Source organism: Achromobacter kerstersii (genome assembly GCF_902859595.1).
In the GTDB taxonomy this organism is placed as follows: Bacteria; Pseudomonadota; Gammaproteobacteria; order Burkholderiales; family Burkholderiaceae_B; genus Achromobacter; species Achromobacter kerstersii.
The window spans coordinates 1676213-1697809 of sequence record NZ_CADIJQ010000001.1 but is presented as its reverse complement, the minus strand read 5'-3'; the positions used below and the strand labels follow the sequence as shown (position 1 = coordinate 1697809).

The following is a 21597-nucleotide window of genomic DNA, read 5'->3' as shown; positions in this document are numbered from 1 at the left end:
AGCGCGGTGCATCAGCGCATCGTCGCATTCCTGAATCGACGCGTCGATGCCTTAGCGCAGTGGCGATTCCCGCGTCAGGCTTTCCTCTTCCAGCGCCGCCAGCGCATCCAGGAATCGCCATGCGAATGATCCCGGGCCTTGGGCCAGCATGCCGGCGCGCTCGCCTGCAATCGCAAAGCAGGACAGGGCGGCGACAGCGGCGGTGAACGGGTCATCCTTCGCCACCGCCGCAAACGCGCCAACCAATGCGGTCAGCGCGCAGCCGGTGGCGGTCACGCACGGCATCAGCGCCGACCCGCCTGTGATGTGCACACCACGCGTGCCGTCGGTGACGTAATCCGTTTCACCCGTCACGGCCACGACTGTGCCATGAGCGCGTGCAATGATGTCGGCCGATTGTTCCGCTTGCGCCACCGCGTCGCGCGCATCCACGCCGCGGCCACTGCTTTGGCCGCCGGCCAGCGCGATGATTTCCGAGGCGTTGCCACGGATGATGGCGGGGCGCAGCGCCAGCAACTGCTGCACGGCGCTGCGGCGAAAGGCCGTGGCGTGATGAGCCACCGGGTCGAGCACCCAGGGGATGCCGGCCTGGTTGGCCGATGCGGCGGTAAGCAACATGCTTTCCAGCCAGGGAGCGGACAACGTGCCGATGTTGATCACGACCGCACCGGCCAGGCGCGCGAACTCCGGCGCTTCGTCCGTGGCATGCACCATGGCGGGGGATGCACCCATGGCCAGCAGCACATTGGCGGCAATGTTCATGGACACAAAATTCGTCAGGCACTGCACCAGCGGCGCATCACGGCGCACGGTGGCGTAGAGGTCTTGCGAGGCTTGGGCGAGGGGGGCGAGTTCGGTGGAAGCGTCAGTCATGCGTTGGAATGTAGGCGTCTTGGCGTCGCGCGCCGGAGGATTGGTGTATGTTCTGGCGCGCGCCGGAGCTTGTCAAACGAAGGGGGCACACGCGCGGTGCTCTAGTTTGCCGCACGCGCCACAAACCACGCTTCGGTGTGGTTCGTCAGATAGCGGCCATCGATGCCATCGAAGCGTGCGGCGGCATCCGGCCACGCGATCAGCTTGCGTTCGGCCCGGCGTGCGGTTTCGCCGCTGGCACGGTCCACGGCATACACCTTGCGCGCCTGCGCCGCCGTGTCGAAAGCCAGGTCCGCAAACGCAGCGGAAGCGGTGTCGGCAGTCGGGATGGAAGCGCGGAGCTCACCATTCAACAGGCAATCCGGCGCATAGTTTGCCCGTACGCCGCGCAGCAGACTGATCAGCCCGCTGCCCACCATGGCGTATATCCACTGCTCGCCGCCAGGGTGGCGCACCACGTATCTTGCGTGGAAGGTGGGTTCTGAAATCAGATTCGAATCGACGAACGTGACGAGGCGGCCCGCGCACTCGGCAATATCCGTCTGATAGCGGGGTGTTGCCGAGTGCGTCTGTTGCGAAACATCAATGCAGCGTATGGCTGGAAACCGCGCTTGAAGCGCACGGAAGAACGCGGCTTCGTCAATAGCGGTCATGAACACGCCCAGTTGGCGCGTCTTGCTTGTTCCCATCTCGTGCTCCGGCTCCTTGCGGTGTTCAAGATGGTATCGCTTTCTGGATACAGGGCCATTCCTATCCAGGAACGGCTTTCGCCGTGGGTGATGAGGGAGCGTGGCCCCAAGATGGCGGCTTTCGCCCGGGATGCGGCGCTACGGTCTATGTGTGGGCGCCGCCTGTCATTTACCGTGACTCACTGAGTGACCTGGTAGCCACGTTGTTGCATGCAGCTGGTGTAAGCCGACGACGCGTTGGCATTCGTCTTTGCGTCTTCGCGCCGATCCTGGCGCTGCCGGGAGCCGCCTACCACAGCGCCCGCCACGGCGGCATTTTTCGCCTTGTCTTGCCGGTAGTCCTGCTTGCGGTCATCGTCGACGCGGTCAGAGATCTCGTCGTGTTGATTGGTGCGCGCGCCGGCGACGGCCGCGCCGGCCACCGCGCCCGTCGCGGCGCCCCGGGCGCGTCCGCCGGATTGGGGCTCGCTGGGGGTGCTGGTGACGCCCGACTGCGATTGGCATGCCGCCACGTCTTGTTGAGTCATTTCGGGCGATTGGCCTTTCATCGGCGTCACGGTCTGCGCCGTGGCAATAACACCGTAAAGCAGCAAGGAAGGAAGTAAGGAAACGGCACAGGGGAAGATGGACTTTTTCATGAAAACTCCATTGAGGTGTTGGGTGTCCCCGGAAGTTTCAGTCTAGCTTGGCAGGTAGACACCGTGCGCGAATCATCCATACCCCAGATGGGGTATGGGCCTTTCAAGGGCCGTATGGGCAAGATCATGGCCGCCCTTGCACCAGCCACCTTAAGGACCTGTTATGCGCATCGCGTTTGCATCCTGTATCGCCACCAATGTGTTCAGCGATCAACCCGTCTGGGAATGGATTGGTGCGCACGCACCCGATCATTTGATTCTGCTGGGCGACAGTATGTACCTGGACATCCACGTCGAGCAGGCAGGGCATCCCAAAGACATGAGCGAAAACGACTTTGCCAAACATGCCTTTGGCCGATACCGGGAATTGCTTAGCCAACCCCAGTTTTCAGCGCTGGTGAAATCTTTGCCGAAAGGGTCGGTCTGGGCTACGTGGGACGACCATGACTTTCTTTGGAATGACGCCTTGGGAGCGGTCGCCGCGGCGAACCCCCAGCATGCGCCAAAGATCCGCATGAGCACCGCTTTGCATGAGGCGTATCGACGGACGCTAGGGCTTGGGTTGGCCGCCGGTTCGTTTCCTGAGTCCTATGCCGCGCCCGAGCTTTGGAACGTCAATCAGCCGGTTCTGGAAACGCCCAGCGTCTGGCTATCGGATGACGTGATGCTGCATCTTGCGGATGTTCGCACCTGGCGCACCGGCACGTGGCTCGTGCCGAAGAAAATATGCACCTTGTTGGGCGCCCCACAACGCGCTGCGTTCGATGCGGCGATGGATGCGGAGCCAAATGCGGTCCATCTCTTTGCAAGCGGCTCGGTCTGTGCCGACTACAAAATCGGGTACGCGGCAGACTGGAGCTGGCTGCTCGGCAGGGCCGCCGTGAGCAAAACCCTGGTGCTCAGCGGCGATATCCATCGCAATGAGTCGGATGCCTTTTTCACGGGCGGGTGGCCCCTGCATGAGGCAACGTCGTCGGGCGTGGCGGTGAAGGACGCCGTGACGGTAGGCCAAACGTGCAGAAACTACGGCCTTGTCGACATCGATAACAAGCACGTGTCGTTTTCTTTCTTCGCGGAAAATCAGCTTGAACCGCTGCATTCACGCACGTTGAGCCGCAAGACCTGGCTTCCGGTTTAAGGCGGGTGTGCGGTGACTCTGACGTGGGTGTCGCGCTGACTATGCCTGCGGCGTCTGGGGTATTTCGACGTGAAACGCCGGGTCGCCATTGGCAGGAGAATAGAACTTTGTGATGTCACCCGCGGCCTTTGCATTTTCAAGCGCCTCGAGAAATCGCGTTCGGTTTGCAATGGACGACGGCGCAATATCAATGACGTTCAGCGTAGACGGGTCCGCACAATGGCGGCTGACCTTGCCCGGCCCGAGCTCAAGAATTTTCGCCTCCATCGCGCCGAGTATCACTTGTTTGCCATGGCCCAACGGTTTCAGGCGCTGGTATTCGCGAATGACGGTCTGCCCGGCGGGGCCGTACAGGTCGAGCTGCTTCTGAATGCTTGCGGCCTCGATGTTCACGAACATGGCGCGGGCTTGGCTAGCAGGCGTGCGCACGGTGCTGGTGATGACGCAGGATGGCAGCCCGGCGGAATCCAGGATTGAACTCAGGATTGAACGGGAGTGCTCGCTGACGACGGACGCGTCTGCGCTGGGAATGAATTTGATGCTGGCCATCGTGTCGGTCTCCTCGTGTAAGTACTAAGGATCAGGCGCGGGCTTTGCGTCCTGTGCGCGCCATTGGAACTTCAACGCGGGGCGCCGCAATGCCAGCGGAGAGGATGATGAGGTGACTTTGCTCGCCCCGTACATACGCAGTTTTTGGTATGTACCTTGAAAGCTGAATTGGGTAGCCCACCGCACGACGTATTGAGACGCTTGCGGCTTGCCGAGGTGGACAATTCCATTCACTGGATGACCCGCTCGCCCTGTCCTCGTCCTACGCTCCTGGCTTTAGGAGAAGGACATCACCGGCCGTTCATTTTGCTTAGGGCTAGTGGCGGGCGCGGCGGGTGTGCAGTGCTTGCCGACGTTGCCTGGGTTTTTTTCTTTGCTGTTAATTACCGGCTCAGGTGCTGTTGCGTGCGTGGTTTGGGTCCGCTGCCGGGGTGACACCGTTCGCGTCTTTTGTTCTTTGTTGCTGGGTCTTAGCAGCAGCACGCTCAACGCCAGTGTTCAGGCTCATGTTCGCCTGAATGACGCGTTGTCAGACTTGCATCAAGACCAGGTGTCCCGCTTGATTCTGCGCGTGGCGGAGCTGCCGGATGGTGATGACCGGCATCAGCGTTTCGTCGGCGAACTTGCGGAGCCGCCGCGCGCGGGCATTCCTTCGCGCGTGCAAGTCACATGGCAGACGCCGCCGGGCGCATCGTCCGCCATGCCGGCTTTGGTTCCGGGTCAGGTCTGGCGCATGGCCTTGGTGTTGCGGCGGCCGCATGGTGTGCTGAACCCGGCAGGGCCCGACGCCGAAGCGCGAATGTTTGCGCGTGGGCTGCGTGCGGTGGGCACCGTGCGGGGGCAACCGCGCTTGTTGGATGATCAGCCCTGGGCGTCGGCGGGCATCGCCATCGAACGCGCGCGGCATCATGTGCGGGCGGGTTTGCGTAAGGCCTTGGGAGAACACCGCTATGCGCCGGTGTTGATTGCGTTGGCGATCGGGGATCAGGCAGGGGTGGCGCGCGATGACTGGCGCATCTTCAACCGCAGCGGCATTACGCATTTGGTCTCGATCAGTGGTATGCACGTGACGTCCATCGCGGGTATCGCGGGCGTGCTGGTGGCGGCGTTGTGGCGGCGGGCGCGATGGCGGGGCGCGGGGTTGGCGGAGTTTGCGCCGTCGCGCATTGCGGGCGGCGCGGCGGCGGCCGTGGTGGCCTTGCTGTATTGCCTGCTGGCGGGGTGGGGCGTGCCGGCGCGGCGTACGTTTTTCATGTTGTCGGTGGTGTTGGCGGCGGCGCTATCGCGCTTGCCGTTGACGGCGGGCAGGGTGCTGGCGGGTGCGGGGGCGGCGGTGGTGGCGCTGGACCCCTGGGCGCCGATGTCGCCGGGGTTCTGGCTGTCGTTCGGGGCGGTAGCGATTCTGCTGCGCATTGCCGACATGCCATTCGATGCCGAGGCCCCTTGGCACAAGCGCTGGGCCAGCCGCTTGGAACAGGCCACGCGTTTGCAGTTGATCGTCACGTTGGGGCTGACGCCATTGCTGGCGTTTCTGGTGCATCAGGTGTCGGTTGGGTCGCCGCTGGCGAACGCGGTGGCGATTCCGTCCGTGACGTTCATCGTGACGCCGCTGGCCTTGTTGTGCGCGGCGTTATCCGTGGTGCCGGGCGCACAAGCCGTTGCGGGCTGGGTGGGGCAAATTGGGCTGGCGGCGTTTGATTACACAATGGTGCCGGTCGCGTGGGTGGGCAACGCGCAGTGGGCAAGCGTGTCCGTCGCGGCGGCGCCCTGGCCGTGGCTGCTGTGGGCGGTGGCGGGCATGGTCTGGGCCTTGCAAGTGCGGGGCTGGCCGGCGCGGCACCTGGGCTGGGTGTGCATGCTGCCCTTGTTGTGCTGGCGGCCCGACCGTCCTGAACCCGGCCATTGGCGGATGAGCGCGTTGGATGTGGGGCAGGGCAGCGCGATTCTGGTTGAGACCGCCAGCCAGACCTTGCTGTTTGATGCTGGGCCACGGCATTACGGCGGCAGCGACGCAGGCGAGCGCGTTGTCGCGCCGTTCCTGCAAGCACGCGGCATTGGGGCGCTGGACGTGCTGGTGTTGTCACACGCTGACCAGGACCACGTGGGCGGCGCGCGTGCGGTGCTGGCGGCAGTGCCGGTGCAGCGCAGCTACGCCTCGTTTGATGTGGCGGCGTTTGTGCGGCGGGACGCCAGCGTGTGGCCGGAGCCAGGTAAGGCCTCGCCCGGCACGCAAGCCACGTTGCCCGATCGCATGCTGCGCTGCCGTCGCGATGACGCTTGGGAAGTCGACGGCGTGCGGTTCACATTTCTGCATCCGGCCGATGGCGGCAGTGGCGCACCGGCAGACCGCAATGCCGATAGCTGCGTGCTGCGCGTGCAGGGCGCCAGCCACTCGCTACTGTTGACGGGTGACATTGGCGTGGCGCAAGAGCGGCAACTGGTCGCCCGCGGCGTACCGCCTACCGACGTCGTCCTGGCCCCGCACCATGGCTCGGCGTCGTCATCTGGCCGTGATTGGGTGATGGCGGTAAAGGCCAGCCATGCGATTGCGCAGGCCGGCCACTTGAACCGCTTTCGTCATCCCGCCCCGGCAGTGGAACGGCGTTGGTTGCGGGCGGGGGCGGCGTTCTGGCGCAGTGATCGTGACGGGGCGGTGATGGCGGAGTCGACCGAGCGCGCGCTGGGCGTGTGGTCGCAACGGGATCGCGCGCGGCGGTACTGGCATGGGAGATAAGCGCTAGGCGAGATAAGCGCGGCGAGATAAGCGCCAACCCGGTCAAGCCATTGAATGAATCTTGGATATTCAGCCGTTGAATGAATCCGCGAGCAGCCCTTCATCATCGCCTGTTGCCCCCGAAACAAGCTCCACCCGGTCTGGCGCGGTTTCCTTGACGATACGCACAAACAGTTGGGCGAATTCACGAGCCTGTTCCGACGGTGCGTAACTGGCCGGTAAAAGGAAGCCGTAAGGGATGCTGAGTTGCGGTTCAAAGTCGCGAAGCACAATGCCCGGCACGTTGGCCGCCAGAATCGGATCGGCCAGCGCGATGCCGACGCCCAGCGCAGCCAACTGGCACGCCGACTGCCCTGACGATGTTTCCATGATCAACCGCAATGGCAAGCGCTGCTTTTCCATCAGGTCGTCGATACGCTGGCGCAGCAGGGTGAAAGGGCGCAGTGCAATGAACGGCTCGTCTTTGATGTCGTCTGGGGTCAGGATGGTCTTGGCGGCCAGGCGGTGGCCTTCCGGCATGGCGATGACCAGCCGCACATTGGCAAAGGTGCGGGATCGGATGCCTGGAAAATCGATGGGCAGCGCCGCCAAGCCCAGGTCGAACTGCTGGCCCGACATCCAGAGCCCCACGTCCACGCGTGACCGGACCTCTAGCGACACCCGGATATTCGGGTGGCTGCGCGAGAATTCCGCGATGGCGCCCGGGGTGACGCTGTAGGCAAAGTACGGCTGAGTCAGGATGCGCAGCCAGGCATCCTGTTTATTGCGGATCGAATCCGCAATGCGCGATACCTCTTCAAAGCCCGCCAGGATGTGCCGTGTACCTTCGTAAAAGCGCAGGCATTCCTGAGTCGGTATCAGTCCGCGCCCCTGTCGCAGAAACAGCGAAAAGCCCACTTCCTCTTCCAGCGCCGAGATCAGCCGGCTGATCTGTGGCTGCGTCCGGTGGATACGCCGGGAGGCTTCGGTGACGCTGCCGGTTTCAAGCACGGCGCGCAAGGCTTGCAGACGATTCAACCGCATAGGGAGATACCCGAACAGAAGGAAAAGGGGACGTACAAGACCCGCACGGATTGCCCGCCAGCCCATAGGGCAGGGCACGAAGCCGAGACTGACGCATTACAAAAGTGCATGAATCGATACCCCAAACGAAATTGACGCATGGATTCGTGGAATCTTAGGATCATCGCACCTTCAATGAAAGAGGCGCGGCGTGAATATCCTAGACAACGCGGTATCCGTGGGCGGCCCCCCGGCACTGTTTCCCGGTGACCGCAATGGCATCGAGCAGCTCGACTGGAGCAATGTGGGGCAGATGTTTCCCATCAAGCAGCGGCGGGCCTACCTGAACAATGCGTCCATCGGCGCGCTGAGCTTGCCGGTGGTGGCGGCCGTGAACCGATTCATGGAAGACGTGCGCGACAACGGCCGCAACGCCTATCCTGATTGGTGCCGTTTTGCCGAAGAAACCATCAAGGCCCGCATCGGCCGGTTGATCGGCGCGCATCGCGACGAAATCGCCTACGTGAAGAACACCACGGAAGGGCTGGTCAACGTGGCGAACGGGTTTCCGTGGCGCGACGGCGACAACATGATCCTGGCGGACATTGAATATCCATCCAACGTCTATTGCTGGATGAAGCTGGCCGCGCGCGGCGTTACGATCCGCTGGGTGAAGAACCGCAATGGCCGCATTCTGGTAGATGACATCCGCAAACTGATGGATGACCGCACGCGGCTGGTGTCGCTGAGCGCGGTGCAGTTTTCCAATGGCTTCAGGCAAGACCTGGAGGCCACGTCCAATCTGTGTCACGAGCGTGGCGTGTACCTGAATCTGGACGCCATCCAGTGGGCCGGTTCGTTGGAGCTGGACGTGGAAAAGCTGGGTATCCACTTTCTGGCGGTCGGCGGCCACAAATGGATGCTGGCGCCCATCGGCACCGGCTATTTCTATTGCCGCAAGAGTGTGCTGGGTCTGCTTGACCCGCCCAGCGTGGGCTATCACAGCGTGGACAGCACCGAAGACCACATGCATTACCTGCTGGAATACCGGCCCAATGCTGGCCGGTTCGAAGAGGCGTTGGCGAACTTCACCGGGATCTGGGGCCTGGACGCCGCGGTGCGCATCCAGCTGGCGCTGACGCCGGCCCGCATCGAATCACACATTCTGGAACTGACGGACTACGCCAGCGCAGGCTTGCAGCGCAAGGGCTACCAGATCGTCAGCTCACGAGTGGCGGGCGAAGCCTCGGGAAACCTGTCCTTCAAGCACGCGGGCTACGACGCGCAAGAGGTGTCGGAACGCTTGCGCGACGCGGGCGTGGACCTGGCGGTGCGCGGCGGAAACCTGCGCATCTCGCCGTCCTATTACAACGATTCAAACGAAATCGATCGCCTGATCGAGGCGCTGCCCTCCTGACGCGACGCGTGTTTCCGGCTGACGATTCATCACTATGAGCAAGGGGAAAAAATGACGATGCAACAAACATGGCGCCGGCTGGCGCTGGGGCTGGGCACTTGCGCGCTGGTGGCGTTGGCGGCGGGTGCGCAGGCGGCTGACGCGCCCAAGAAGGGGGGCACGCTGCGCTACGGCACCGTGTCCGAAGTGGTGTCGCTGGATCCGCATGTCTATGGCGGCAGTGCCTGGAAAGTGTTGATCGAAGCGCTGTACAGCCCCTTGGCGGGCTATGACAAGACCGGCGCCGTTGTGCCGCGCCTGGCCGAACGCTGGGAACAACCCGACGCGCGCAGCATCATCTTTCATCTGCGCCCCGACGTGAAGTTCCAGGACGGCACGCCCGTCACGGCGGACGACGTGAAGTTCTCGCTGGAACGCATCCTGGACCCGGCCACCGGCGCCTCGTTGCGTTCGAACCTGATGGGCGCGACGGTCAGCGTGATCGACGCTGCCACCGTTAAGGTGGAAAAGCCGTCTGCGGATGCAACGCTGCTGGGCGTGCTGGCCTTGCCCGAGGCGGCCATCGTCTCGCGCAAATGGGTGGAAGGCGGCGCCAACCTGAAGCTGGCCGCCAACGGTACGGGCCCGTTCCTGTTGAAGAACTACGAACCGGCCGTGCGCGCCAGCCTGGCTCGCAACCCCAGCTACTTCATCGCCGGACAACCGTACCTGGATGGCGTGGATTTTCGCATGATCAAGAGCGACGACGCCCGCGTGAACGCGCTGCGCAGCCAGTCGCTGGACATGATCGACTTCGTGCCGTGGAAAGACATCGACGTGCTGCGCCGCAACGCGGGCATGAAGATCGATATGGCAGGCGGCGCCTTCATGAGCGTCTGGTTCAACACCAGCAAGAAGCCCTTTGACGATGCCCGCGTGCGTCGCGCGGTGTCCTACGCCATCGACCGCGAGGCGGTCTCGAAGGCGGCCTTCTTCGGTCATGGCCAGCCTATCTATGGCGCGCCCACGCCGGAAGATTCGCCTTACTACAACAAAGCGCTGGACGGCACCTACAAGCGCGACGTCAAACAGGCACGTGCGCTGCTGGCCGAAGCGGGCTACGCCAATGGCATCGATGCATCGATGGTGGTGTTCCAGGGGCTGGGCATCTACACGACGATGGCGCAAGTGGTGCAGGCCAACCTGAAAGAAGCCGGCATCAATCTGAAGCTGGAACCGGTGGAATGGGCCACGTTGGTCGAACGCAAGAATCGCGGCGACTACGAATCCATGATCTACGGCGTGTCCGTCAAACTGCCGGACCCGGACGCCTATGCCTATTACCTGGGCGGCGATTCCAGCTACTGGGCCAAGCCCATCGGCTACCGCGACCCCGAATTGGAAAAGCTGCTGGCCGACGGCCGCGCGCTGACGGACCCCAAGGCGCGCCAGCCCATCTACGCGCAAGTGGAAAAGCGGATTCTGGACACCACGCCATGGGCCTTCGTGAATTGGCGCGAACAGGCGCAAGGCTATCTGCGCAAGGTGCAGGGCTACACGCAGCTGGGCGGGGCGTTAAGCGAAAGCAGCCCAGGCATTTCGCTGCCCACCATGTGGCTGAACTGAGCGCATCGGCATGCTGCCTTTCCTGCTAAGACGGCTGTCGTCAGCCGTGATCACGCTGGCGCTGGCCACCGGCGTGGTCTTCATTGCGATCCATCTGCTGCCCGGTGACCCTGTGGCCATCATGCTGGGCGACCAGGCCGGCAGCGACCCGGTTGCCGTGGCGCGCGTGCGGGCGCAACTGGGGCTGGACCTGCCGCTGGTCACGCAATTCACGCACTGGGCGGGCGCGCTGGTGCAAGGAAACCTGGGCGTGTCGCTGCGCACGGGCGAACCGGTGGCTGATGAATTGGCGCGGCGCATTCCCCGCAGCCTGGAGCTGATTGGCGCCGGGCTGTTGGTGGCCGTGTTGCTGGGCGTGCCGCTGGGTGTGGTGGCGGCGCGGGCGCGGGGCCGGTTGGCGGGCGTGGCGGCGTCCGTGCTGGCCGTGGCCGGATTCTCGGCGCCTGTCTTCGTGCTGGGCATCCTGCTGGTGCTGGTGTTCAGCCTGGGGCTGGGCTGGCTGCCATCGTCCGGATTCGTATCGTTTTCGGACGACCCCGTGCAACATTGCCTGTCGCTGATTCTGCCTGCGCTGACCATTGGGCTGAACTTCATGGGCGTGGTCGCCCGCATGACCCGCGCCAGTCTGGCCGACGTGATGGGCAAAGATTTCGTCAAGCTCGCGCGCGCCAAGGGCTTGCCGCGCAGCAAGGCCATCTTCCGCCATGCCCTGCCGAATGCGTTGGTGCCGGTTATCGCCATCGTCGGCATCCGGGCGGGCAACCTGCTGGGCGGCACGGTCATCATCGAAGCGCTATTCGACTGGCCGGGACTGAGCTCCTTGCTGGTCAGTGCTGCGTTTTCGCGAGACTACCCCGTCATCCAGGGGGCCTTGTTGGCCGTTTTCGCCATCTTCATCCTGATCAGCCTGGTCATCGACCTGGCGCAGGGCCTCGTTGACCCCCGCATTCGCAGGCCGTCTACATGATTGCATTGCTTCGACTTTATTCAGGCGGCGTGTCCGTCCGGCTTGCTCTGGGATTTCTGATCGTCGTTGTGGCAGCCGCGGCGTTTGGCCCGATGTTGGGCCTTGCCGATCCCTATCAGATCAACGCGGCCAACCTGCTGTCATCGCCGTCGTGGGAGCACTGGCTGGGTACCGACGAGCTGGGGCGCGACCTGTTGGCGCGTGTCATCTACGGCGCTCGCGTTTCCTTGACGGTAGCCGCGGCCGCGGTCATTCTGGCCGGCGTGTTGGGCGTGGCGGTTGGCGTGGGGGTGGCGTTTCTGGGCCGGCGCGCGGAAGCCGCGGCCATTCGGGTGGTGGACGTATTTGTGTCCTTGCCCGAGATATTCGTTGCGCTGGTCGTGCTGGCTTTCATTGGCGGCAACCTGCCCACGCTGGTCGCCACCATCGGCGTGCTCTACGCGCCGCAGTTCGCCCGCGTTACCTGGGGCGTGGCGCGTGGCATCCGGGCGCGCGAGCATGTGCTGGCCGCTAGTTCGCTGGGCGCCGGCAACGGCTGGATCATTTGGCATGAAGTGCTGCCGAACATGCGGTCGATCATTGCCGTCCAAGCATCGTTCACGTTTTCCTTTGCCATGCTGCTGGAAGCGGGCTTGAGCTTTCTGGGGCTGGGCGTGCGGCCGCCGATTCCATCCTGGGGGCAGATGGTGGGGGCGCTCAAGGATTATCTATTCACCAATCCCTGGCCGGTGCTGGTGCCCGCGCTGGCGCTTTTCTTTACCGTGCTGGCTGTCAATGTGCTGGGCGACTGGCTGCAAGATCTGTTGAACCCGGAGCTGCAACGATGACCCGCGACCCGAACGTGCTCCTGACCGTGCGGAACCTGACGGTCAATTTCGATACCGCCCACGGCACGGTGGCGGCGGTCAAAGGTGTGGACCTGACGGTACGGCGGGGTGAAGTGGTTTGCCTGGTCGGCGAGTCCGGGTCTGGCAAGTCTGTGACCGGCTTTTCGCTGATGGGGCTGGTGGACCCGCCCGGACGAGTCGCCGCGGACGATCTTTGGTTCGACGGCCGGGATCTGATGCACGCAACGGAGCGGGACAAGGATGCGCTGCGGGGCAAGGACATCGCCATGGTGTTCCAGGAACCCATGACCGCCCTGAATCCGGGGCGCAGCGTTGGCGATCAGATTGCCGAAGTGATCCGCATCCATGACAAAACGTCGAGCCGCAAGCAGGCGTGGAGCAGGGCGGTGGCCCTGATGGACCGGGTTGGCATACGCGACCCCGCGCAACGCGCCCAGGCCTACCCGCATGAACTCTCGGGCGGCATGCGCCAGCGCGTCATGATCGCAATCGCTTGTGCGCTGACGCCCAAGCTGATCATTGCCGACGAGCCAACGACGGCGCTGGACGTCACGGTGCAGGCGCAGGTGCTGGCGTTGCTGTTTTCAATCCAGGCCGAGACCGGCGCCGCCGTGCTGTTCATCACCCATGATTTGGGCGTTGTGGCGGAAATTGCCGATAACGTGGTGGTCATGCAGGCGGGAAGGGTAGTTGAGGCGGGCGATGTCGAACAGATATTCAAGCATCCGCAGCACCCGTACACGCAGGCGTTGCTGGCTGCCGTGCCAGATGTCGATGCGCCCCGCGACCGCACGCGCCGCCTGGCGCCGCGCCAAGCCCCCCTTGTTCAAGGAAACACGCCATGAACGACCTGATCTTGCGGGCCGACGCCGTGACCAAGGACTATGTCGTCGGCCGCAGCCTGATGGGCAAACCTAGCCGGGTCGTGCACGCCGTGCGCGGCGTCAGCTTATCGATTGCACCCGGCGCTACCTTGGCGCTGGTCGGCGAATCCGGTTCCGGCAAAAGTACGTTGGGGCGCTGTATTGCCGGCTTGGTGCAGCCGACGTCCGGCAACATCCGCTTGGCCGGCCACGACGTGGGGCATTTGTCAGGCGCGTCCCTGATGTCGTTCCGCCGCCAGGTGCAGACCATCTTTCAAGACCCGTATTCCAGCCTGAATCCACGCCGTACCGTTGGCGATGCAATCATGGACGGAATGGTGATCCACAAGCTCTACACCCCCGACGAGCGCCGGGCGCGCATGCAGGCCTTGCTGCTGCGAGTCGGTCTGCAGAGCGATCACGCCAAACGGTTTCCCCACCAGTTTTCCGGCGGCCAGCGTCAGCGCATCGCCATCGCTCGAGCACTGGCGCTGGAACCGCGCTTTATCGTTGCAGACGAAGCGGTGTCAGCGCTAGACGTATCGGTGAAGGCCCAGGTGCTGGATCTGCTGGCGGACCTTCAGGCAGAGAAAGGGTTGACCTATCTTTTCATTTCGCACGACCTGGGGGTGGTGCGTCATATTGCGGATCGCGTCGCGATTATGTCCGCCGGACAACTGGTAGAAGAAGGCGAATGCGATCAGATTTTCGACGCGCCGGCCCACGACTACACCCGTGAGCTGATCGCCGCGGTACCCAGGCCAGACCCCAGCCGGCGACGGCTTCGGAGCGCGCCACGGTGAAGACACTGAGACACCACGCGGACGACGCAACGTATCAGCGCCCGCTGATGCCAACGCCATCCCGAATCTGCCGGAACGCTGGCAACGCGCTGGCCATCGCTGCGCGTGTCGTCGCACACGCAAGGACGGCGCGGGCTTGCGGCGCGTCGTACAGCGCGGTGTATTGACGAATGTCACCGGCTCCCGCATTGCCTTGCATGCCGGGCGCCACCACGTAATCCACGCCATGGATGCCGGCCAGAACGAAACTGTCCAGCGTTTCCAACGTGGCGCCTTGCGCGGCCTGCACGTTGCGGACAGCGGCCAGTCTGGCGGCTTGGGCTTCAGGGGAATCGGGGGCGTGCTTGCTGGTGGCTTTCGTGACGCGGGTGGTTTGGTAGCCGACCGTGCAGACGATGTTGCCGCCGCCCACCGCAGGCGGGCCGCCGCTGGCGCTGGCGATTTCCACCAGCACGTCGTAGCGCGAGGTCTTGCGATGGCCCGCGATGTGGAAGGGAGCGGGCACGCTGATCTGTAAGCCCAGCGCGTCGTTGGCATAAGTGCGTTGGGCGGCCGGCGCGGGTGCGGCCGCACGCGGAGCGTTGCCGCTGCCTTCAACCACATACCGTACGGGCAGCATCAGGCTTTGCTTTTCCGATTTGATATCGGGCGTGAAAGCGGGCAGGCGGCCCGCGCGGCGGATCATGGCGATGGTGGCGTCATCGACGGCGGGGTCGCCGGATGAGCGGCTGACCGTCACGGCATCGAGCGTGCCATCAGCCAGGATGTCGATGCGCACCTGGACGTCAAGCGTCCGGCCGGCGCGCAGGACGGCCGGCGGCGTGACGATCTTGCGCTGCACTTGCTTGCGGACGGCGGTGTTCCACTCGGCCTGTGTCGTCAACGTGTTGGCCGCGACGGGGGCGGACAGGCTAAGGACTAGCGCGGCAATGCAGGTTGCGCGGAACCGCCAAGGCATGGGGTGATCTCCTGGTTGGGGGGCGTGCGGCATGCTGCCGGACAAATCAGGGGGCAGCATAACCGACATGAATCCAACGCCAACCTACGGCCCAAACTGCGGCCCAACCTGCGGCCCAACCTAAGGCCCAACCTAAGGCCCAACCTAAGGCCCAGCCTGCGGCGTCAGGCCGTGCCCGTCACGAGATCATCGAACAGCAAATCACCGCCCATCTGTCCGCCCTTGAGCATCAATTCCACGCCGTCGACCAACGCATTGTCGCTGCGGGCAATGCTGACGGTGACGCCGGGCGCGAGCACGCAGCGGAATGCCAGGCCCCAGAGTCCCAAGGCGAGCGTTGCCTGGCTTGAGGTGTCGCCGCCCGCGATACCGATGCGCGACAGGCGCGTGCCGCGTTCCGCGCTGGCGGCGATGATGTTCGCCGCCAATTGCGCGGTGGCGCGCGCGGTGGATGCAGCCTGATCCGCGGTGACGGCCTGATCGGGCCGGTCGGTGTGGACCAGCACGTTTTGGCCGCGTTGCAAGATGGAGGCTGCGTGCTGGATTTGAGCGGCCGCATACGCCGGGTCATTCAGCAGCTGCTGCACGTTCAAAGGTTGATGCACGTAGCGCTGACACGCTGCGATCTGCCGGGCGGTGACGGGCGACATGCTGCCCGCCACGACCAGCACCGGCCCCGATGCGGGTGGCAAAGGTGGGGCGGCAGGGCCGGCGGGGTCCAGGTGGCCGGTGTGACCGGTGTGGCCGGTGTGACCGGTGTGACCGGTGTGGCCAGTGTGACCAGTGTGACCGGTGTGGCCAGCGTGACCCGGTGAAGCGGCCCGCGCCAGCGCCTGTTGCACGCTGCTGGGGCCAACCGCCAACAGCGGCACGCACGCGGCGGCGCGCCAGATCAGGCGGCCGATGACGGCAAGCTGCTCATCATCGGTCAGGTCGAACAGCACGGGGCCGTCGGACGTTTCGATGATGTTGTCGATCCAGTCTTCCACGCGCGGCGCGTCATCCGCCATACGCAGGCGAGGGTAGGCGGTGTGCGGCACCGAGCGGATATCGGGCAGCCCCTGCGCGGCCAGATGCCGGCGCAAGTCGGCCTCGTGCATCGGTGTGACGGGATGCTGGCTCATGACCGGATGGCGGTCGATGCGATGGATCTCGGGCGATGCGCCGGCGCGCGCGAACAACTGCGCGAAGCTGCAATAGCGCCCGATGCTGGGCTGCCCGCCAACGATGGGCACCAGCGGGTTGGGCATGTGGCGGCGCAGTTCGCGGATGGCCACGCCGATGCTGCCGACGTGCGGCGCGCTGTCAAAGGTGGAACAGCATTTGTAGTGCAGCACGCGCGCGCCGGTGCCGGCCATGAAGCGGCCGACGGCGCGCAGTTCGGTTTCCATGTCGGCGGGCGTCATGGCGCGCGCGGCGCCGGCGATGCCGATGGCGTCCAGCGGACCGGCGCGGCGCAGTTGCTCGGGCGATGGCACGCCCAGGAACAGCAGGCCGCGCAGGCCGGCGCGCGCCACTTCGGCCAGCGTGTCGGTGGCGCCGGTGAAGTCGTCGCCATACCAGCACACGCGCGGCGCGTGAACAACGGGCGCGTCGCGATGGGCCTCGCCCTGGGATTCACCCCCGGATTCGGTGGGGGACTTGGCCCGGGCTTCGTTACCTGCCGCAGTCATGCGCGGCTTCCGAAGAAGGCCAGCGCGCGTTGCAACTCCGGCGCATTCCGCGCGAAGTCGTCCAACGGCTGGCCTTCGCGCACCGCTTGCCAGGCTTGGCGGATGCTTTTCACGCCCGCAGCCGGGCCATCCGGGTGGGCCAGGATGCCGCCGCCGGACATGAACATCAGGTCGTCGGTGCGCACGGCGGCCCAGGTGGCGGGCACGGTGCCGGCCCATTGGCCGGACGAGAACGCGGGCATGACGGCGTCGTCGATGCCGGGCGTCAACGATGCCAGGCAGTCGCGCGCGGAGTCGACCACTTCGCGGTCGTCTTGCGCAAATTTTCCTTGCAGGCCGTGCACATGCATGTGGTCCACACCCGCCAGCCGCCACAAGGTTTGATACGCCTGAAAGCCCATGCCCAGGAGCGGATCGCGCGACAACGCGCCGTAGCCATTGCGATGGCCGTGCAGCGCCAGCGGTGTGCTGCGGCGCAGCGTCTGGATGGCCGAGAAGCCGCACCAGTTCAGGCTGGCCATGACGCAGGTGCCTTCCTCGCGTTCGATCAGTTCTGCATGGCGGCGCATGGCGTCGGTTTCGTCGCTGATGTTGAAGGCCACCATGACTTGCCGGCCCGTGCGGTCGCGGTGCGCGCGCACCACCGCCATGACGGAGGCCACCCGTTGCGCCAGCGGCGCGTGGGCGGGGTTGGCGCAGACTTCGTCGTCCTTGATGAAGTCCACCCCCGCCGCGCACAGCTGCGCCACCAGATGCGCGGTTTGTTCGGGCGACAGGCCGACGTTGGGCTTGATGATGGTGCCCACCAGCGGCCCTTGCGCCACACCCGTCAACTGGCGTGTGCCGGCGATGCCCACTTGTGGCAGTTCAAACTGCGCGCGGTAGTTGGCGGGCAGCTCCATGCTTTCCAGGCGCAAGCCGGTAACTTCGCCCAGGTCGTACAGGTTGCCGCCGACGGTGGCAGCCAGCGTCGCCAGGTTGGCGCCAACGTTTGCCACCGGAAACGAAATGCGCACGCGGGCGCGCTGGTACGTGCCCGGCATGCCGCCCGGCTGGCGCGCCAGCCACGCGTTGGGCAGGCTGGGCGCGGGAACGGTGTCCAGCAGTTCAATGGACTCGACACGCGCGCGGGCCCGGGCGCGCAGTTCGTCGGTTTCACCCTGGACGCGGGTGAAGGTGCCGCAGGACTGTTCGCCCGCCATGACCTCCGCGACCCGTGCGGGGTCCATCGGGGTTTCGATCAGGTAGGTGGCGCTAAACGATTGGGAATTCATGGTGGCGGCGGACAACGTTGTCGAGTCGAAGGGGGCTTCAGAGGCGGGACAGATCGGGGAAGGGGCGGACGGGGTCTTTGCCATCCCAACCCGAGGCGCTTTCGCGGATCAGGTCGAACAAGCGGCCTTTGGGGCCGGCCACTTCAGACAGTTCGATCACCGTGCCGGGGTGGTATTCGGTATCGAAATAAATGAAGCGGCCTTTCTCGCCGACTTCGCCACTCATCTTGGGCTTGAAGCCTTGGGCCAGCAGGCGCTCCAGATCGGCGTCGTAGCTTTCGGTCCAGTAGGCCACGTGTTGCAGGCCGGTGCGGCCGGCTTGCAGGAAGTCGCGGTACATGGACGGCACGTCGTTGCGAGTCTGGATCAGTTCCACCTGCACGAAGCCGGAGTTCGCCAGCGCAACCGAGTTGTGCGGTTCGTAGTGTTCGCCGTCGTACTGGTAATTCACGATCGGCACGCGCGGGTTGTAGTACCACGGGCCCACGCCCAGCGTGGTGCTCCAGTACTCCATGGCGGCTTCGATGTCGTGCACGACATACCCAAGTTGGCGGATCTCGCCCAGGAAACGACTCATGATGGATCTTTATAAAGAGGGAGACGGAAGGGGAAGCGGCCCGACGCGCAATCACGTCCGGGCCGCGTCAGGTCACAGGAAGCCGATGGAGAACCAGGGGAAGGCCGCCACAACGATCAGCCCGATCAGCAGCGCGCCGATGTAGCCCCAGATCGGGCCGATGCCCTCGTTGGGGTCGACGCGGCTGATGGCGCAGGCGCCGTAGTAGCCCACGCCAAAGGGCGGTGCGAACAGGCCGATGCCCATGGCGAAGATCACGACCATCGCGTAGTGCACTTCATGCACGCCCGCCTGCACTGCGATCGGGAACAGCAACGGCCCGAACAGCACGATGGCGGGGATGCCTTCCAGCACGCTGCCCAGAATGATGAAGGCCACGATGGACACGGCCAGGAAGCCGTAGCTGCCGCCGGGCATGCCGGCCATCAGGCGGGCCAGATCGCCCGAGAAACCCGATTGCGTCAGCGCCCACGCCATGGCGGTGGCGCAGCCCACGATCAGCATGATGGCGCCCGACAAAGATGCCGTTTCGATCAGCATGGGCTTCAAGCGCGCCCAGTCAAAACGGCGATAGATCAGGATGCCGATCACTGCCGAATACACGATGCCGATGGTCGAGACCTCGGTGGCGGTGGCCACGCCTTCGACGACCGCTGCGCGGATCACGAAGGGCAGGGCGACGGCGGGCAGCGCAATCACGAAGAAGCGGCCGATTTCCTTGAAGGAAAAGCGCTGCACAAGGCTCAGGTCTTCGCGGCGATAGCGCCACCACACCACCGAGCACAGCGCCAGGCCCAGCACCACCGCGGGCAAGAGGCCGCCCGTGAACAGCGCCGCAATCGACACGCCCGTGACCGAGCCAATCGTGATCAGCACAATGGACGGCGGGATGGTTTCAGTTTGCGCCCCGGTGGCCGACAACAGCGCCACCAGATCGCCCGGCTTGGCGCCGCGCTTCTGCATTTCCGGGAACAGCACGGGCGCAATGGCCGCCATGTCGGCGATCTTCGAACCCGAAATGCCCGACACCAGGTACATGGCGCCGATCAGCACATACGACAGGCCGCCGCGCACATGGCCCAGCAGGCTCGCCAGGAACTGGATCATGGCGCGCGCCATGCCGGTCATCTCAATCAGCGAACCCAGGAAGATGAAGAGCGGCACCGCCAGCAGCATCAGGTGCGACATGCCTTCGTCCAGCCGGCCCACCATGACTTCCATCGGCGTGTTGGTCGTCAGCGCCAGGTACGAGAACGTGGCCAGCGCGAACGAGAACGCAATCGGCACGCCCGAGAACACCGTGGCCGCCACAATGCCCACAAAGAAGATCACCAGGTTCAGCTTGCCCAGCCCCTTGAACAGCGGCTGCGCGAACCAGAATAGGGCGACGACGACCGCCACGCCCGCCAGCGCCATCAGCACTTGCGGCAAGGGCTGCGTGCGCAAGAGACGCAACAACGCCACCACCGCCATCAGCGCCATGCCGATGGGAATGGCCGATGCGCGCCACGCGTTGCTGAGCTCAAGCGCGGGCGTGATGATGAAGTGTTCTTCGTGCGCGTACTCGATGGCGGGCGCCAGGATCATCACCAGAAACGCCAGCGATGCCGCCAGCGCCACGGTTTCCAGCTGTGCGCGCCGTGCGGGGCTGACGTTGTTGACCAGCGCCGTCATGCGCATGTGCTCGCCGCGCCGCAACGCGACCACCGCGCCCAGCATGGACAGCCACAGGAACAGGATCGAGGCGAGCTCATCGGACCAGACCAGCGGGCTGTGGAACGCGTAGCGCGCCACCACACCCGCAAACAGCACGATGATTTCGACGAGCACAATCGCGGCCGCGACGTGTTCAACCACGCAGCCAAGCGCGCTGTCCAGGGCGTTGGCCGCCCGCCGCAAGGGGTTGGCGGGCAGCACCGGGGCGGCCGTGTGGGGGGCGGACAAGGAAGACATGGCGCGACCTCAGGCCAGCTTGCCGACGCTTTGTTCCAGCAGCGACCAGGCTTCGTTGCCGAAGCGGCCTTGCCATTCCTTGTAGAAGCCCGCCGTGCGCAGTTGTTCGCGGAAGCTGTCGGCGGCCGGCTGATTGAATTGCAGGCCCTTGGCTTCCAGGTCGGACTGCACCGAGGCGTTCAGCTTCTTGATGTCTTCGCGCTGCGCAAGACCGGCTTCGTTGATGCCGCGCGCAACAACCGTCTTCAGGTCTTCCGGCAGGCCTTCCCACATGCGGCCGTTGGCGATGAACCAGTAGCCGTCCCAGATGTGATTGGTCAGCGAGCAGTACTTCTGCACTTCGTACAGCTTGGCGACCTGGATGATGGGCAGCGGGTTTTCCTGCGCGTCCACGACCTTGGTCTGCAACGACGAATAGACCTCGCTGAATTGCAGGCTGGCGGGCGCGGCGCCCAGGCCCTTGAACATGGAGATCGGCAGCGAGCTCACGGGCACGCGGATCTTCAGGCCGTTCATGTCGGAAGCGGAAGCCACCGGCGCCTTGCTGCTGGTGGTTTGGCGAAAGCCGTTGTCCCACATCTTTTCAAAGGCGTAGAGCTTGCGCTGCGCGATGGCGGCGCGCACGTGCGCACCGAGTGCGCCGTCCATGGCGCCCCAGACCTGGTTGTAGTCCTTGAACGCGAAACCCACGGCGTTGATGGCGGCCACCGGCACCAGGGTGGCGATCACCAGCGCCGACGGCGTGAAGAAGTCGATGCCGCCCGAGCGCACTTGCGCCAGCATGTCGGTGTCGCCGCCCAGCTGGTTGTTCGGGAAAATCTTGATGTCCACGCGGCCGTTGCTTTCCTTCAGGATGCGTTCGGCGGCTTCCTGGGCGCGTACGTTCAGCGGGTGCGTCACCGGCAGGTTGTTGCCGTACTTGAGCGAGTAGTCGGCGGCGCGGGCAATCAGCGGGAAGCCCCCGCCCAGGGCGACGGCGGCGGGAACGGCGCAAAGGCGGCGCAAGGCACTGCGGCGTGTCAGCAGCTTCATGGTT

General features: G+C 64.7%; 19 protein-coding genes. 8 read left to right on the top strand and 11 right to left on the bottom strand.

The window, feature by feature from the left end:
* Nucleotides 1-51 precede the first annotated feature (51 nt).
* The 3 genes from thiM to HV765_RS07365 form a co-directional block, all read right to left on the bottom strand.
* The gene (gene thiM / locus HV765_RS07375) at nucleotides 52-873 is read right to left on the bottom strand and encodes a hydroxyethylthiazole kinase (RefSeq protein ID WP_175169264.1); all 822 of its coding nucleotides are present in this window, start codon (nucleotides 871-873) and stop codon (nucleotides 52-54) included.
* Between the two features lie 101 nt (nucleotides 874-974).
* On the bottom strand, nucleotides 975-1562 hold the full coding sequence (locus HV765_RS07370; RefSeq protein WP_175169263.1) for a hypothetical protein: 588 nt from the start codon (nucleotides 1560-1562) through the stop codon (nucleotides 975-977).
* A 179-nt stretch (nucleotides 1563-1741) separates the two neighbouring features.
* Nucleotides 1742-2200 (bottom strand): YMGG-like glycine zipper-containing protein, encoded by a 459-nt coding sequence (locus HV765_RS07365; protein ID WP_175169262.1) that lies wholly within the window; start codon nucleotides 2198-2200, stop codon nucleotides 1742-1744.
* Nucleotides 2201-2363: 163 nt separating this feature from the next.
* Here HV765_RS07365 and HV765_RS07360 point away from each other — a divergent pair, with 163 nt between their 5' ends.
* Nucleotides 2364-3338 carry a metallophosphoesterase family protein gene (locus HV765_RS07360; RefSeq protein WP_054425214.1) on the top strand — a complete coding sequence of 325 codons (975 nt, stop codon included), beginning with the start codon at nucleotides 2364-2366 and terminating at the stop codon, nucleotides 3336-3338.
* 39 nt (nucleotides 3339-3377) lie between these two features.
* Here the strand turns inward: HV765_RS07360 and HV765_RS07355 are convergent, their stop codons facing one another.
* Nucleotides 3378-3887 (bottom strand): hypothetical protein, encoded by a 510-nt coding sequence (locus tag HV765_RS07355; protein WP_175169261.1) that lies wholly within the window; start codon nucleotides 3885-3887, stop codon nucleotides 3378-3380.
* A gap of 346 nt (nucleotides 3888-4233) precedes the next feature.
* Between HV765_RS07355 and HV765_RS07350 the strand changes: the two genes are divergently transcribed.
* Complete coding sequence (locus HV765_RS07350) at nucleotides 4234-6621, top strand: DNA internalization-related competence protein ComEC/Rec2 (RefSeq protein ID WP_420840103.1); 2388 nt, start codon at nucleotides 4234-4236, stop codon at nucleotides 6619-6621.
* A 69-nt stretch (nucleotides 6622-6690) separates the two neighbouring features.
* Here HV765_RS07350 and HV765_RS07345 read toward each other — a convergent pair whose 3' ends face one another.
* Nucleotides 6691-7644, bottom strand: a complete 954-nt coding sequence (locus tag HV765_RS07345) for a LysR family transcriptional regulator (RefSeq protein ID WP_175169259.1) — start codon at nucleotides 7642-7644, stop codon at nucleotides 6691-6693.
* A gap of 190 nt (nucleotides 7645-7834) precedes the next feature.
* Here HV765_RS07345 and HV765_RS07340 point away from each other — a divergent pair, with 190 nt between their 5' ends.
* The 6 genes from HV765_RS07340 to HV765_RS07315 are packed head-to-tail and all read left to right on the top strand — an operon-like array spanning nucleotide 7835 to nucleotide 14126.
* A complete protein-coding gene (locus tag HV765_RS07340; protein WP_175169258.1) occupies nucleotides 7835-9040 on the top strand; it encodes an aminotransferase class V-fold PLP-dependent enzyme in 1206 nt (401 codons plus the stop codon).
* A 51-nt stretch (nucleotides 9041-9091) separates the two neighbouring features.
* Complete coding sequence (locus tag HV765_RS07335) at nucleotides 9092-10645, top strand: ABC transporter substrate-binding protein (RefSeq protein ID WP_175169257.1); 1554 nt, start codon at nucleotides 9092-9094, stop codon at nucleotides 10643-10645.
* A 10-nt stretch (nucleotides 10646-10655) separates the two neighbouring features.
* Nucleotides 10656-11612, top strand: coding sequence for an ABC transporter permease (locus HV765_RS07330; protein ID WP_175169256.1), 957 nt, complete (start codon nucleotides 10656-10658; stop codon nucleotides 11610-11612).
* Nucleotides 11609-12439: an ABC transporter permease gene (locus tag HV765_RS07325; RefSeq protein WP_175169255.1), complete on the top strand. Its 831-nt coding sequence runs from the start codon at nucleotides 11609-11611 to the stop codon at nucleotides 12437-12439. The genes HV765_RS07330 and HV765_RS07325 overlap by 4 nt, the downstream gene beginning before the upstream one ends.
* Complete coding sequence (locus HV765_RS07320) at nucleotides 12436-13305, top strand: ABC transporter ATP-binding protein (RefSeq protein WP_175169254.1); 870 nt, start codon at nucleotides 12436-12438, stop codon at nucleotides 13303-13305. Before HV765_RS07325 ends, HV765_RS07320 begins: the two co-directional genes overlap by 4 nt.
* A complete protein-coding gene (locus HV765_RS07315; RefSeq protein ID WP_175169253.1) occupies nucleotides 13302-14126 on the top strand; it encodes an ABC transporter ATP-binding protein in 825 nt (274 codons plus the stop codon). Before HV765_RS07320 ends, HV765_RS07315 begins: the two co-directional genes overlap by 4 nt.
* 34 nt (nucleotides 14127-14160) lie before the next feature.
* Here the strand turns inward: HV765_RS07315 and HV765_RS07310 are convergent, their stop codons facing one another.
* From HV765_RS07310 to HV765_RS07285, 6 genes are all read right to left on the bottom strand, one after another.
* Nucleotides 14161-15084, bottom strand: a complete 924-nt coding sequence (locus tag HV765_RS07310; protein WP_175169252.1) for a TonB family protein — start codon at nucleotides 15082-15084, stop codon at nucleotides 14161-14163.
* 164 nt (nucleotides 15085-15248) lie between these two features.
* Nucleotides 15249-16757, bottom strand: a complete 1509-nt coding sequence (locus HV765_RS07305) for a four-carbon acid sugar kinase family protein (RefSeq protein ID WP_175169251.1) — start codon at nucleotides 16755-16757, stop codon at nucleotides 15249-15251.
* On the bottom strand, nucleotides 16754-18031 hold the full coding sequence (locus tag HV765_RS07300; RefSeq protein ID WP_175169250.1) for a ribulose-bisphosphate carboxylase large subunit family protein: 1278 nt from the start codon (nucleotides 18029-18031) through the stop codon (nucleotides 16754-16756). The genes HV765_RS07305 and HV765_RS07300 overlap by 4 nt, the downstream gene beginning before the upstream one ends.
* Before the next feature lie 37 nt (nucleotides 18032-18068).
* Nucleotides 18069-18608 carry a VOC family protein gene (locus tag HV765_RS07295; protein ID WP_054425222.1) on the bottom strand — a complete coding sequence of 180 codons (540 nt, stop codon included), beginning with the start codon at nucleotides 18606-18608 and terminating at the stop codon, nucleotides 18069-18071.
* Between the two features lie 72 nt (nucleotides 18609-18680).
* Nucleotides 18681-20561, bottom strand: a complete 1881-nt coding sequence (locus HV765_RS07290) for a TRAP transporter large permease (RefSeq protein ID WP_054425224.1) — start codon at nucleotides 20559-20561, stop codon at nucleotides 18681-18683.
* Between the two features lie 9 nt (nucleotides 20562-20570).
* The gene (locus tag HV765_RS07285; protein WP_054425226.1) at nucleotides 20571-21593 is read right to left on the bottom strand and encodes a TRAP transporter substrate-binding protein; all 1023 of its coding nucleotides are present in this window, start codon (nucleotides 21591-21593) and stop codon (nucleotides 20571-20573) included.
* Nucleotides 21594-21597 lie beyond the last annotated feature (4 nt).

Excerpts from the sequence above, each read along its gene's own strand:
- HV765_RS07360 (WP_054425214.1), top strand. The coding sequence starts at position 2,364 with ATGCGCATCGCGTTTGCATCCTGTATCGCCACCAATGTGTTCAGCGAT.
- HV765_RS07300 (WP_175169250.1), bottom strand. The coding sequence starts at position 18,031 with ATGAATTCCCAATCGTTTAGCGCCACCTACCTGATCGAAACCCCGATG.
- HV765_RS07335 (WP_175169257.1), top strand. The coding sequence starts at position 9,092 with ATGACGATGCAACAAACATGGCGCCGGCTGGCGCTGGGGCTGGGCACT.
- HV765_RS07365 (WP_175169262.1), bottom strand. The coding sequence starts at position 2,200 with ATGAAAAAGTCCATCTTCCCCTGTGCCGTTTCCTTACTTCCTTCCTTG.
- HV765_RS07290 (WP_054425224.1), bottom strand. The coding sequence starts at position 20,561 with ATGTCTTCCTTGTCCGCCCCCCACACGGCCGCCCCGGTGCTGCCCGCC.
- HV765_RS07330 (WP_175169256.1), top strand. The coding sequence starts at position 10,656 with ATGCTGCCTTTCCTGCTAAGACGGCTGTCGTCAGCCGTGATCACGCTG.
- HV765_RS07370 (WP_175169263.1), bottom strand. The coding sequence starts at position 1,562 with ATGGGAACAAGCAAGACGCGCCAACTGGGCGTGTTCATGACCGCTATT.
- HV765_RS07315 (WP_175169253.1), top strand. The coding sequence starts at position 13,302 with ATGAACGACCTGATCTTGCGGGCCGACGCCGTGACCAAGGACTATGTC.
- HV765_RS07320 (WP_175169254.1), top strand. The coding sequence starts at position 12,436 with ATGACCCGCGACCCGAACGTGCTCCTGACCGTGCGGAACCTGACGGTC.
- HV765_RS07325 (WP_175169255.1), top strand. The coding sequence starts at position 11,609 with ATGATTGCATTGCTTCGACTTTATTCAGGCGGCGTGTCCGTCCGGCTT.
- HV765_RS07310 (WP_175169252.1), bottom strand. The coding sequence starts at position 15,084 with ATGCCTTGGCGGTTCCGCGCAACCTGCATTGCCGCGCTAGTCCTTAGC.
- HV765_RS07345 (WP_175169259.1), bottom strand. The coding sequence starts at position 7,644 with ATGCGGTTGAATCGTCTGCAAGCCTTGCGCGCCGTGCTTGAAACCGGC.
- HV765_RS07285 (WP_054425226.1), bottom strand. The coding sequence starts at position 21,593 with ATGAAGCTGCTGACACGCCGCAGTGCCTTGCGCCGCCTTTGCGCCGTT.
- HV765_RS07305 (WP_175169251.1), bottom strand. The coding sequence starts at position 16,757 with ATGACTGCGGCAGGTAACGAAGCCCGGGCCAAGTCCCCCACCGAATCC.
- HV765_RS07355 (WP_175169261.1), bottom strand. The coding sequence starts at position 3,887 with ATGGCCAGCATCAAATTCATTCCCAGCGCAGACGCGTCCGTCGTCAGC.
- HV765_RS07295 (WP_054425222.1), bottom strand. The coding sequence starts at position 18,608 with ATGAGTCGTTTCCTGGGCGAGATCCGCCAACTTGGGTATGTCGTGCAC.
- thiM (WP_175169264.1), bottom strand. The coding sequence starts at position 873 with ATGACTGACGCTTCCACCGAACTCGCCCCCCTCGCCCAAGCCTCGCAA.